Source organism: Clostridium sp. D33t1_170424_F3 (assembly GCF_015667585.1).
Taxonomy (GTDB): Bacteria; Bacillota; Clostridia; order Oscillospirales; family Acutalibacteraceae; genus Anaeromassilibacillus.
Map to the genome: position 1 here is coordinate 147,577 of NZ_JADPEG010000003.1, position 12,986 is coordinate 160,562.

The following is a 12,986-nucleotide window of genomic DNA, read 5'->3' on the forward strand; positions in this document are numbered from 1 at the left end:
GGACCCCCACTTCCGCAAATTTTATTCCGTGCAATTTCAATAGAAATATTATAAATTTAATAAGGTTCTTATGGAATTATTGTACTATATGCGCAAATTTACTGGTGTTTATTGGGAAACCTGCCGCTTGACCGCCGTGCCTGCTGCAGGTATGATATATTTGTATGAAATCGTCTAATGGATAAACGTGCTTGAGTGATTCATTGGAGCGAAGAATGAAGCGGAACGAGCCGGCTGGGAAAGGGGGAACGGGGCCGGCATACAGAGAGGATTGGAAACACAAGGAGGAGAAAATGAAAAAAGGTAAACGGATTCTGGCCCTGTGCCTGTCCGCGGCGATGCTGTTCAGCTCCATCCCGGCGGGGATGGCGACGGCGGTCGCGCGGGAAAAGGAAATTGTAGCGGGCGGCTACGAGATCGATATGGATGACCTGCCGAAGGTGTATTTTGCGGAGCATCCCGAGTGGGAGGAGCTCTACGAGGCCGCGTGGGAGTCGCATAAGAGCAATATCCGCAAGGCGAACACCATCCTGAACCCGGAGGACGTCTACTATGTGGACGAGGCGTTCAGCGATATGATCTTTGCATGGGACACGCTGTTCATGATGATGTTCGACAAGTACGGCATGCACCAGTTCCCGGTGCAGCAGGCGCTGGACAATTTCTACTACTTCCAAGTCGATAACCCCGGCCAGCCGGACGACGGCTTCATTGCCAGGGAAATCAGCGAAAAGACCGGCGTGCATGCCTCCTATAACGGCGAGTACGACAACCCGCTTTCCGTCAACCCGCCGCTGTGGGCCTGGGCGGAGTGGCAGCAGTACCAGATTCACGGCGATAAGGCGCGCTTTTCCAAGGTCATCGACGGCAAGACCGTCCTGGAGCGCATTGTTTCCCACTTTGACTTCATCAAGCGCACGCGCACAATGGAAGAAAACGGCCTGTACGGCAAGACCAGCGGATTGGCCAACGGCCTGGACAACACCCCCAACCAGGACCACAGCAGAAAAGAGCAGACCTACAACGACCTGAGCATCCAGCAGGCGCAGTCCGCCTATTATATCGCCAAGATCGCGCATGAGATCGGCGATACCGCGACGGAAGAGCGCTTTCATAAGGAATATGAGGAGATCAGCGCGCTGATCAACGAGCTGCTCTGGTCCGAAGAGGGACAGTTCTACTTCAACCTCGATAAGGATCAGCAGTTTACCAACGTCCCGACCCCGACGGGCCTGTGGGCGCTGGCCGGACACGTGGCGACGCCGGAGCGCGCCGACGCGATGGTCAAAAATTACGGCCTCAATTCCGAAAAGATGTACCGTCCGCAGGGCCTGTCCACCGTCACCTACGACTGGCCCAGCTTTAAAACGACGGGCGGCTACTGGAACGGCGCGATCTGGGCGCCGACCTCCTTCCAGTACATCAAGGGACTGGAGTACTACGGCTACGACGACCTGGCGTTCTCCGAGGCGCTGCGCCATGTGGAGGCCCTCTCCGACGTATACGAGGCCGGCAAGACCGACTCCGTCGTCGGTTCGGCGACCCTCTGGGAAAACTACGCCAGCGAATATGCCCGCCAGGGCGATCCGGCCCGCGGCAACTTTGTCGGCTGGACCGGCGCGCTGGGCATCGGTTCGATTATCGAAGACCTGCTGGGCGTGGAGCTGCGCGCCCCGCTGAACGAGATCGACTGGGACCTTCGCCTGACGGAGGCCTGCGGCGTTACAAACCTGTATATGTGCCATGAAGGGCAGCCGGTCCGCGCCTCTCTGGAGATGGCGGCGCGCAGCGGCTCCGATTCCCCGGCGGACATCACGGTCACCGCAAACGTGCCGTTCACGCTGTATGTGACAAACGGCGGCGTCGAGCAAACCATTGAGGTTCCCGCCGGCAGGAGCACCTACCACATCGACGGCGTGGAAGAGGCAGACGCGTATCTGGGCGCGGCGGCCCGCCCGCTGCAAAGCGACGACGCATCCCTGACCAGGGAAGCCGTCGACGCGAACGCGGCGGATTACATTACGTTCACCGACGCGGCGGACGATTCCATCGACGACGGCCTGCTGTATCAGGCCGGCAAACGCGCCGGCGCGATCACCAACGTCAATACCATCGGCTACCGCTACAACAGCACCCAAAGCCCGGTCAAGCTCTCCGACAGCGCGGAGCTGGCGGCCCTTGGCTTCGAGGGCGCGAAGAGCCTCACCAAGAAGGCGTTTACCGACGGCGAGGAGGGCTTTATGCTCAACGTCCCGGCGGACAACTCCTTTAGCACGGTCAAGCTGATCGTCGGCGTGCAGAATACCACGGCGACCGTGACGGCGGCATTGTCCGACGCGTCCGCGCCGCGCGCTATCCGTCAGATCACCGGCGGAGCGGCGGAGCAGACCTATGTGATTGAAATCCCGTACCGCGCGGGCGGCGACGGCCAGTCCCTGCTGGTCGAGTACACCGCGATGAGAGGGACGGAAGGCTCCGTCTCCCTCAAGGGGATTTTTTATGAAAAGAGCGGCGCCGCACTGCCGCAGGCGCTGGAGAACCCGTCCCTTGCTTCCGGCGACGGCCAGCTGGTCCTCTCCGCGGACGCGGCGGAGGACGCTTCCTACGATAGTTATCAGGTATACATCGGCGAAAAGGCAGGCGAGCTGACCGAGGTGCGGTCCGTATCCGCGCTGCCGTATACCATCGCTTCCCTGGACAACTACAAGCGCTATTATGTCGCGGTTTCCGGCGTGAAGGACGGCGTGGAAGGCCCGCTTTCCGAGATCGTCAGCAACGTGCCGGAGAAGACGCCGCGCACCGAGCGCGAGCGCGCCTATGCGGATTACGAGTCCGTCAAGGCAATGATCCTGAACGGCAACGCGGACTTTGACAACGTGACGAGGTCGCTGAACTTTAATGTCACCGGCCCGGTCTACGGCACAGCGTTCGCCTTCTCCAGCACCGCGAACGGATACCCGACCGGTCTGATGAACGACGGCTCCGTCGTGACGCCGACACTGCCGGAACCGGACCGCAGCTGTGAATTGACCGTTTCCGCGACCTGCGGCAGCGAGACGATTACCCTGGTGGAAAACGTCGTCGTCAAGTCGCAGGCATACGACCGGCAGCCCTATGTCTTCGGCACCATGGTTTCCGCCATGAATACGACCGCGGACCTGACCGCGGAGGGAACCAGGGACTGGGCGCAGTTCTGCACCCATTACGTGGATGACTACGCGAAGAAAGACACGGAGAACACCATCACCGGCCTGCGCCGTCTGGCGGAAGGCGGCGTTGACCACGCCACCGACATGCCGTTCCGGTACAGTGCGACAGACGCCAAGGATAAGGCGCCCGTGGACCGCACCTGTATCACCTCCCGCGGCCCGGAGGGCGAAGCGGGCTTTACATTCCAGCTTCCGTACAGCGAGAAAATGCAGCATGTGAACATCTATGCGTCCTCCTGGAACGCCACCACGCGCGTGGACTTCCTGGTCAACGGCGCCGTGCTGTACAGCACCACCTACGGCGGCAGCAACGGCTGGGACGTGCAGAAGATCGGCGTGGACTACAAGGTTCCGAATCCGGACGACGTGGTCACGGTGCGCCAGATCCTGGTGAAGTCGAATACCGGCGGTTCCGGCGGCAGCATCGGCCTGCCCGCGGTGACGCTGGCGGAGACCGACGGCGTGATCCCGGAGCCGGACAACACCGTCTATGCCTCCGGCGTAATTTCCGACGCGAACAACGCGACGGTCGATCTGACCGCCGAGGGGACCAGGGACTGGGCGCAGTTCCCCACCAAGCTGGTGGGCGACTACGCAAAGAAGAACGTGGAGGCCAGCTCCATCACCAATTTGCACCGCCTGGTTTCGGACGACACGCCTCTGGCGGTCGACGTCGCCAAGGATATGAAGATCAGCTTCAACGCGTCCGACGCGGCGGAGGGCACACAGCCGAAGAACCAGTGGGCGATTACCTGTCGCGGCCCGGAAGAGCTGGCGGGCTTTGCCTTCAATCTTCCGACCAGCGATAAGATGCAGAACGTCAACGTCTATCTGGGCTCCTGGAACGGCACCTGCAAGGTGGAGCTGCGGATCGGCGGCAAGGTCCGTTACGCCGGCGAGTACGGCGGGTCCAACTGGTCCGTGCAGAAGTGCAGCATCGACTACTATACGGATCATCCGGACGACGAGGTCGAATTCCGCATGGTGATGAACAAGTCCCACAGCACAAGCCCCGGCGGCAGCATCGCGCTTGCCGCGGTCACCCTGCGCGAGACGGACGCGGAAGTCCCGGAAAAGGATCCTCCGTTTGACGAGTCCTTCAATATCACCATGACGAATACCCTGCCCGATCAGATCGACCTGACCGCCGAGGGCGGCAAGGACTGGATGCTGTTCAACAGCGTGGACGGCAACGCGGCCTACGAGCGCAAGAATGTAGAACCGCAGATCCGCGGTTTTGCGATTACGAATCCGGACAAGGCGCCGCACCGTGTAAAAAACAGCGAATACAACACTGTTTATTCCTTTACGGACGGCACGCCCACGGCGAGCATGGAGAACCAGAAGCCGTACGTCGTCGTCGAGACGGTCGGCAACGGCGTGGACTTCACCCTGCCCGGCGGCCCGAACCGCCAGCAGGCGAAGATTACCTTCGGCGACTGGAATTCCCAGATGGTCGTCGAGATGACCTCCGGCGGCAAGACCGCTTCCTACACCTACCAGGTGGGGCAGCCGGTCAAATACGGCATGTACACCCTGACCTATCAGTCCGACGAGGACGTGCATGTGCGCATTTACAACAAGGCGATTACCCATTCAGCCGGCAACTTCAGCATCACCGCGATCCTGCTCAACGAGCTTTACAGCGTGGAAGCCGCTCCGGCGGCGGGCGGCAGGGTCCGCGTGGGCCGCGCGTCCGTTGCGGCGGGCGAGACGGTCGACGTGTTCGCCCTTCCGGAAGAAGGCATGCGCCTGGCCTCCCTGTCCTATCAGGTGGACGGCGGCGCGCCTGTGGCCATCACCGGCGGCAGCTTTGTGATGCCGGAGGGCAACGTGACCGTAACCGCTGTGTTTGAAAAAATCGCACTGACCACGAATCTCCTGATTGCCAGCTACGGCGCGGGCGCGGACCTCACCGTCGCCGGCGGCGGGGACGACGTGGTCATCGAGCGCGGCGGCCTGTACGCGGCGCGCATCGAAGAGGGCAGCAAGCTGGCCTTCCGCTTTACGCCCGCGGATGAAAACGACCGCTTCCTCGCGGCCGAGGTCAACGGCGAGCCGGTGGAGAACGTCTCCGCCGACAGCGCGGTCTATGAATACACCATGCCGGGCGAAGCGGCGCAACTCGCCTTCAAGTTCACCATCGTCAAGACCTCCATCCTGCGCATGGTCATCGACACGGCGAAGGAACTGATTGAAGGCGATGAATACGCAAGCGCGGTCGAACCGGTCCGGCAGAACATCACCAAAAAGCTGGCGGCGGCGGAGAAGGTCCTCGCGGACGTATCCGCAACGCAGGCGCAGGTCGATAAGGCCTGGAAAGATCTGATGCTCTCCCTGCACTACCTGTCCTTTGAAGCGGGCAGCAAGACCGAGCTGGGCAAGCTGATCGCGATTGCACAGGACGTCAACACAGCGGACTTCACCCCGGAGACCGTCGCCGTATTTGAAAAGGCGCTGGCGGAAGCGGAAGAAGTCTACAACGATCCGGACAATATGCTCAAGGCCGAGATCGACAAGGCGTGGAAGAACCTCTACGACGCGATGTGCGAGATGGGCTATCTGGCAGACCGGAGCGGGCTGGAAGGCGTGCTCGAGCAGGCCAACCAGACCATGGCGGAAATCGGCCTGTATGTGGACGGCAGCGAAGCCGTCCTGACGGCGGCGATTGAAGCGGCGCAGACCGTTTACGACGACGCGTCCGCTACCCAGAAGCAGATCGACGCGGCCGCGAACAAGCTCGCCAATGTGCTTGCCGGCCTGCGTAAGATTCCGGACAAGGATGCGCTGAGGGAACTGATCGAGAAATACCTCGACGTAAAGCCGGAAGGCTATACCCCGTCCAGCTTTGCATCATTGCGCGCGGCGCTGGCTGCCGCCAATGCGGTTTACATGAAAGAAGACGCAAGCCCGGCGGAGATTTCCGGCGCGTACGATACGCTGGATCAGGCCGGTAACGCACTGGAGAACAACCGCCACAATACCCCGTCCGGCGGTTCCTCCGGCAATAAAAGACCGTCCGGCAATGTTTCCGGAACCGGCACGGCGGTTGCCGTGACCAGCCCGGTCGTTGCGGCGGCGCAGGGCGTGGCGGCACAGCAGTCCGTCCGCTCCGATACGACGATGGACTTTACCTTGAAGAGAGGCAACGCCTACTGCTTCAAGATGACGGTCGTGGGCGGCGGCAGCGCGGCTCCGAACTTCACCGTCGGCAATGGCAGCGTGCTCAAGACGCAGTTTGTCGCGAAGATCGGCAGCGACTGCTATTACAGAGTGTGGGCCATCGGCGCACCGGGCCAGAGCACCGGCGTGTATACCGCCATGTCGGGCGAAAACCCGCAGAAGCATTGTACGGTGACCATCGGCTAAAGGGTAAACCGTTTTTCAGGAAAATCGCAGCTTTTCATTCTTATAAACAGGGGAGGCCGCTTGCAGTAAGCGGCCTTTCCTGTTCCAAAAGAACCCCCGGTTGCCATCATAAAATGGCAACCGGGGGATTCTTTACGGTTCATCTTCAGAGCATTCATATCATTCTCCCTTTGTATGACAATGCGCCGTATGTACGATGCATCTTAAAATCAGATAGAAGTGAATGTGGGATTTTCTGATACGGTATACTGAAGCAAGCATACAAAAATGTGAATGGATAATCTCCTTTTTAAGAGGTGAAAACGTTGGATGACGGCGCGTTGCGAACAATGGGCCAGCGGCTTAGAAAGTACCGTTTGCAGGCGGAACTGACGCAAAAACAGGTCTCCGAAATTCTGGATATTGACGAACAATATTATGGGCAGGCCGAGCGCGGCGCAAAAAAATTGAGCCTGGAAAAGCTGGTCGCTTTCTGTTCCTGTTTCCATATCACTTTGGATGACATTATTAAAGTCAACACAACGGCAGAGGATCGTTCTTTGAAGTCCGCCCGTATCATGGAAATCACCTGTTTGCTGGAAAATTGCTCCAGCGATCAGTTGGCTTTGATTCAATCGCTGGTGAGAAATATCGATATACTCAAAATGGGCTGATTGCGGATGTTGACAGGCTGTACAAGCTGAGAGCCAGAACAGAGAAATCGAGAAGAAAAACCGGCCTGTTTATTGGGCCGGTTTTCCTTTTCCGCTAAAAAGTCCCGCTCCCGCCGTTTATTTCCGCCTGTTCTGCGGAATCCTATGGGTGAGGTGAAGTACATGGAATCGATATGGAGCAAAACAACGGAATTGCAGCCGCGAAAGCCGCTGCCCGGCAGCATGCAGACCGAGGCGGCGGTGATCGGCGGCGGATTGGCGGGCCTTTTGACCGCCTGTTTTTTACAGCGGCGCGGCGTGAAGACCGTCGTGCTGGAAGCGTCCTGCGTCGGGAGCGGACAGACGAAGAATACCACCGCCAAAATCACGTCCCAGCACGGGCTGATCTACCATAAACTGCTGCAGACGCTGGGCGAAGAGCCGGCCCGGCAGTATGCGCGGGCAAACCAGCAGGCAATCGATGCGTACCGCAAGTTGATTCAGGAAAAGAAAATAGACTGCCAGTTTGAGGAATGCCCCGCGTACCTCTATTCCACCGTGGAATCGGAGCCGCTGGAACGGGAGGCAGAGGCGGCGCGCCTGTTTGATATCGACGCACGCTTCACCACCCGGACGGCGCTGCCGTTCTCCGTCGCGGGCGCGGTGCGGTTTGCGGGGCAGGCGCAGTTTCACCCGCTGGCGTTTTTGCGGGAGATTGCGGACGAATTGGAAATCTACGAGGATACCCGTGTGACCAAAGTCGAGGACGACCGGATTATTACGGACCGGGGGACGGTCACCGCCCGGAACATCGTGTTTGCTACGCACTATCCGTTCCTGAATTTCCCGGGCTATTATTTCCTGCGGCAGCATCAGGAGCGCAGCTATGTGCTGGCGCTGGAGAACGCCGCGAAGCTGGACGGCATGTATCTGGGAATCGACGAAAACGGGCTTTCGTTCCGCAACAGCGGCAAATACCTGCTGCTGGGCGGTGGAAACCACCGCACCGGCGAGAACCGCGCCGGCGGAAAATATGAAATGCTGCGGAGCTGTGCAAAGCAGTTCTGGCCGGAGAGCCGCGAAGCCGCGCGCTGGTCGGCGCAGGACTGCATGACGCTGGACGGCGTGCCGTACATCGGGCAGTTTTCCGTCTCCACGCCGCACTGGTTTGTCGCCACCGGCTTCCAGAAGTGGGGGATGACCACCTCCATGGCGGCGGCGCAGTTATTAACCGATTTGATCACCGGTGTGGAAAACCCCTGTGAAGAGGTCTTTTCCCCGTTGCGGTTTACCCCGGCGGCCTCCGCAAAGACCTTTTTGCAGGAGGGGCTGCACGCGGTGCGCGACCTGTCCCGGCAGGCGTTCGCCCCGCCGCGCGCGGAGATCGACGCCCTTCCGGCGGGCCACGGCGGCGTGGTATCCTGCGAGGGCGAAAAGGTGGGCGTATATAAGGATGAGCAGGGCGAGATCTATATGGTCTCCACGCGCTGCCCGCATTTGGGCTGCCAGCTGGAATGGAACCCGGATGAAAAAAGCTGGGACTGCCCCTGCCACGGCTCCCGCTTCGATTACCGGGGAAATCTGATCGATAACCCGGCACAGGAGGGGCTGCCGCATGCGTAATTTCCACGGCGCAAAGAAAACGCGCAGCTACTTTGAAGGCTGGTACTTCAAACAGCAGAATGAGACGGACGTCGTCGCGCTGATCCCGTCGTTCCATGTGGACCGGACGGGGCAGCGTTCCGCGTCTTTGCAGGCGATCACAAACGACCAATCCTTTTCCGTGCCGTTCCCGGCGGAAGAATTCCGCGCGTCGGAAGGGCGGTTCTGCGTGCGGTTGGGCAGGAGCGTGTTCACCCGCGGCGGATGCCAGCTCGACTGCGAGACAGAGGAATGTAAGCTCAAGGGACAGCTGCAATATGGGCCGTTCACAGCGCCGGAGACCGACGTGATGGGCCCGTTCCGCTTTGTCCCGGGGATGCAGTGCCGCCACAGCGTGTTCAGCCTGTACCACCGGGTGGACGGCTGGATTTCCGTCAACGGGAAAAAGACGGTCTTTCAGCGCGGGACCGGCTATATGGAGGGCGATCGCGGGCGTTCGTTTCCCCGCCGGTATGTCTGGACGCAGGGGAGCGCGGACGGCGGCTGCGTGATGGTTTCCGTCGCGGAGATTCCCGTCGGCGGGCGGTCCTTCACGGGCTGCATCGCCTGCATCCTCTGGGAGGGGAAGGAGTACCGCCTGGCGACCTACGCAGGCGTGGAGCTGCTGCACATCGGCAAGCGGCTGCTGATGGTCAAGCAGGGGGATTTGCTGCTGACCGTGCAGCTTTTAAAGGATTGCCCGCTTCCCCTGCAGGCGCCGCAGGGCGGCGCGATGGGCCGCACCATCCATGAGAGCGGCGCCTGCCTGGTGCGCTACCGGCTGCTCCGGGGAAGCCGCGTGGTGTTTGACTTCACCAGCGACAAAGCCGGATTTGAATCAGAATGGGAGGATGCATATGAACCATCTGCAACATGAAAAATCGCCGTATCTGCTCCAGCACGCGGAGAATCCGGTGGACTGGTATCCCTGGGGCGCGCGGGCGTTTGAAAAGGCGAAGCGGGAGGACAAGCCGGTTTTCCTGAGCGTCGGGTATTCCACCTGCCACTGGTGCCATGTGATGGCGCACGAATCGTTTGAGGACGGGCGCGTGGCGGAATTTTTGAACGCGCATTTTGTCAGTATCAAGGTCGACCGCGAGGAACGCCCCGACGTGGACGCGGTGTACATGGATTTCTGCCAGGCGATGACCGGCTCCGGCGGCTGGCCGCTCACCATCCTGATGACGCCGGAACAGCGGCCCTTTTTTGCGGGGACCTACCTGCCAAAGGAGTCCCGCGGCGGCATGATCGGTTTGCTGGACCTGCTGCACACCGTCGCGGGGGAATGGGCGCACAACCGCCCCGCCCTGCTGGCGGCGGGGGACCGGGTCGTGCAGGCGCTGGACAGCCGCAGGGAACCCGGGCCGGGGGAGCCGTCCGCCCGACTGCTGCGGCAGGCGGTGTCGCTCTTTGGGCGGAGCTACGACGCGCACTGGGGCGGCTTTGGCGGCGCGCCGAAATTCCCGGTGCCGCACAACCTGCTGTTCCTGCTGCGCTATGCGGAGAGGGAACGCGACGAATCGTGCCGCCGCATGGCGGAACACACGCTGGAGCACATGGCGGCGGGCGGCCTGTTCGACCATGTGGGCGGCGGCTTTTCCCGCTATTCGACGGATCGGAAATGGCTGGTCCCGCATTTTGAAAAGATGCTCTACGACAACGCCCTGCTGGCACAGGCCTATCTGGAAGCGTATGAGCAGACAAAAAGGCCGCTGTTCCGTACGGTCGCGGAGCGCACGCTGGATTATGTGCTGCGGGAGCTGACCGCGCCGGAGGGGGCCTTCTACTGTGGGCAGGACGCGGACAGCGACGGCGTGGAGGGAAAATACTATGTGTTCACGCCGCAGGAAGTCCGCGAGGTGCTGGGCGAGGCGGACGGCGCGCGCTTCTGCCGGGCGTTCGACGTCACAGAGCGCGGCAACTTTGAGGGAAAGAGCATCCCGAACCGCATCGCGTCCTCCGCGTGGGAGGCGGACCCGTCGTTATACGAGCTCTGCGAGCGTCTGTACCTGTACCGCAAGCACCGCACGCGCCTGCATCTGGACGACAAAATCCTGACGTCCTGGAATGCGCTGATGCTCTCCACGCTTGCCAAAGCGCACCATGTCCTGCACGACGAGCGCTACCTGGAAGCGGCGTGGAAGGCGCAGGTGTTTCTGGAACAGCGTCTTTCACAGCCGGATGGGCGGCTCTATGTGCGCTGGCGAGACGGCGAGGCAGCCCACGCCGGGCAGCTCAGCGACTACGCCTTCTATGCGCTGGCGCTGCTCGACCTCTATGAGGAAACCTTCTCCGTCTCCTTTCTGTACCGCGCCGCGGCGCTGGCGGACTGGATGCGCCGTCTGTTCTGGCATGAGGACAAGGGCGGCTTTTTCCTCTATGCGTCCGATGCGGAACAGCTGATCCACCGCCCAAAGGAGGTTTACGACGGCGCGCTGCCCTCCGGAAACAGCGCGGCGGCGCTGCTGCTGGGCAGGCTGGCCCGCCTGACCGGCGAGGAAAAATGGCGCGGGCTGGCGGAACGGCAGCTCCGCTTTGTGGCAGGTCAGATCGCGGACTATCCGGCGGGATACAGCGTATCCCTTTTGGCGATGCTGGAAGCGCTGTACCCGTCGGAGGAGCTGGTCTGCGTGACGGCAGACCCGTCTTTGCCGGACGACGTGCGGGAAAAGCTGCAAAATCAGCCGTTGTTCCGTCCCGCTGTGCTGGTTAAAACCCCGCGCAACGCGGAAGAACTGGCGTGCGTCGCGCCTTTTACAAAGGCGTACCCCATCCCGCCAAGCGGCACGCGGTTCTATCTCTGCCGGGGCGGGGCCTGTGCCGCGCCCGTGGACGACTGGGAAGGCCTGCGCTGGAAAAAATAGTTTTGCCTGAAAATAGACGCCTGCCTCTGCGAAAAGTCCCAAACGCGGCACAAACCGTAGCGTTCCGTTTCCATCGCGGTAAAGCTTTGGATTATAATAAAAAATAGCGCTTCCTCTGGCTTGATGGAAATCCAGCTTCACACAGCGTGTAATCGATCGGCGGCTTGCCCGCCTCTCGATTGCCCGCTCTTTTTATATTCGCGTTGCGATAAATCTTTTGCAGACGTTCCAATATCGTGATAAAAATCCATTGACGCAACCATGTTTGAGAAATATAATCATTGTAGATTGAGAATTTTAGGAGAGAAGATTGGAAGGGCCACGTTCTGCTGTAATAAAGGGCGTGTTATAGCTTTTAACCACGTACCAGCGGATGAAAAGTATATTCGTACAGGGGTCAGGATGAAAGAAGGAAAAAAGATGCCTGTAACTAAAAGTAAGATTTGTTCGATCCTTTTGCCGCTTCTGCTCCTCTTTTTGCCGGGGTGCGGTTTGACGGAACGGCAGACCACACACGACGCCGGCAGCGTTGCGGCGATTCCCTATACATTGGAGGGAGAAAGCGAACAATGGCGGGCGACCTACCGGGTGGACGCCGACGTGGAAACCGAAGCGGCGTTTTATAAAAAAGCGTTGCATGAGGCTGAGAAAAATCTCGGCAAGGACAGCCCCACGTACCAAAGAATGGAGCAGGCCTTGCCCGCCTATGCGGGAACGCTTTACCTGGAGTATCTGGGGGACAAAGCAAATTTAGACGATATGCAGAGTTATTTTCTGACGTTTGCCTCCGGCACGGAATGGGAACAGATGGTAACGATGGAAAGGCAGGATTCATTCACTGGTCTGCAAGACTCTTTGAATGGGAAAATGCCTCTTGGAAGAAAAATATTTGCAGCAGATGCTTCCCAAACAGGGAGCATCCCGCCAATTGGAAGGACCTATACGCTGAAGGTTGAAGTTTCCGGTGCGGACGGTCTGTCTGAAACGCTTGACATGGCGGCGCAAACGGACTGATTCCATTTCAACTGTGGACCGAAGGGCGTCATCCCGGCAAAGAAAATCAGTATCATTCTATTCGTGAACAGGAAAGCCGCCGTTTCTCCAGGTCAGTTGGAAAAACGGCGGCTTTTTCATGGAATCTGTATGGCGAAGGAACGGTACCCGTGGATGGCAGGGAAGACCGAAATGGGTAAATCTAACCAAAATTCACAGCCTGTCTCTGCGCAAAAGGTCCCAAACTTGGCGCAGGCCGCAAATTTCCGCTTACATCG

6 protein-coding genes are annotated in these 12,986 nt (G+C 59.8%); all 6 read left to right on the forward strand.

Going from position 1 to position 12,986, the window contains the following annotated elements; all coding sequences use genetic code 11:
• The first annotated feature begins 293 nt into the window (after window positions 1-293).
• The 6 genes from I4V53_RS03130 (at window position 294) to I4V53_RS03155 (ending at window position 12,729) form a co-directional block, all read left to right on the forward strand.
• Window positions 294-6,578, forward strand: coding sequence for an MGH1-like glycoside hydrolase domain-containing protein (locus I4V53_RS03130; RefSeq protein ID WP_195983938.1), 6,285 nt, complete (start codon window positions 294-296; stop codon window positions 6,576-6,578).
• A gap of 305 nt (window positions 6,579-6,883) precedes the next feature.
• On the forward strand, window positions 6,884-7,231 hold the full coding sequence (locus I4V53_RS03135; protein WP_195983939.1) for a helix-turn-helix transcriptional regulator: 348 nt from the start codon (window positions 6,884-6,886) through the stop codon (window positions 7,229-7,231).
• A gap of 162 nt (window positions 7,232-7,393) precedes the next feature.
• Window positions 7,394-8,833 carry an FAD-dependent oxidoreductase gene (locus I4V53_RS03140; RefSeq protein ID WP_195983940.1) on the forward strand — a complete coding sequence of 480 codons (1,440 nt, stop codon included), beginning with the start codon at window positions 7,394-7,396 and terminating at the stop codon, window positions 8,831-8,833.
• Window positions 8,826-9,728 carry a hypothetical protein gene (locus tag I4V53_RS03145; protein WP_195983941.1) on the forward strand — a complete coding sequence of 301 codons (903 nt, stop codon included), beginning with the start codon at window positions 8,826-8,828 and terminating at the stop codon, window positions 9,726-9,728. The genes I4V53_RS03140 and I4V53_RS03145 overlap by 8 nt, the downstream gene beginning before the upstream one ends.
• Complete coding sequence (locus I4V53_RS03150) at window positions 9,709-11,715, forward strand: thioredoxin domain-containing protein (RefSeq protein WP_353616463.1); 2,007 nt, start codon at window positions 9,709-9,711, stop codon at window positions 11,713-11,715. The genes I4V53_RS03145 and I4V53_RS03150 overlap by 20 nt, the downstream gene beginning before the upstream one ends.
• A 420-nt stretch (window positions 11,716-12,135) precedes the next feature.
• Complete coding sequence (locus I4V53_RS03155) at window positions 12,136-12,729, forward strand: hypothetical protein (RefSeq protein ID WP_195983943.1); 594 nt, start codon at window positions 12,136-12,138, stop codon at window positions 12,727-12,729.
• Window positions 12,730-12,986 lie beyond the last annotated feature (257 nt).

What these genes read in the sequence shown, in the direction of transcription:
- I4V53_RS03130 (WP_195983938.1), top strand. Translation starts at nt 294, where the DNA reads ATGAAAAAAGGTAAACGGATTCTGGCCCTGTGCCTGTCCGCGGCGATG.
- I4V53_RS03140 (WP_195983940.1), top strand. Translation starts at nt 7,394, where the DNA reads ATGGAATCGATATGGAGCAAAACAACGGAATTGCAGCCGCGAAAGCCG.
- I4V53_RS03145 (WP_195983941.1), top strand. Translation starts at nt 8,826, where the DNA reads ATGCGTAATTTCCACGGCGCAAAGAAAACGCGCAGCTACTTTGAAGGC.
- I4V53_RS03150 (WP_353616463.1), top strand. Translation starts at nt 9,709, where the DNA reads ATGAACCATCTGCAACATGAAAAATCGCCGTATCTGCTCCAGCACGCG.
- I4V53_RS03155 (WP_195983943.1), top strand. Translation starts at nt 12,136, where the DNA reads ATGCCTGTAACTAAAAGTAAGATTTGTTCGATCCTTTTGCCGCTTCTG.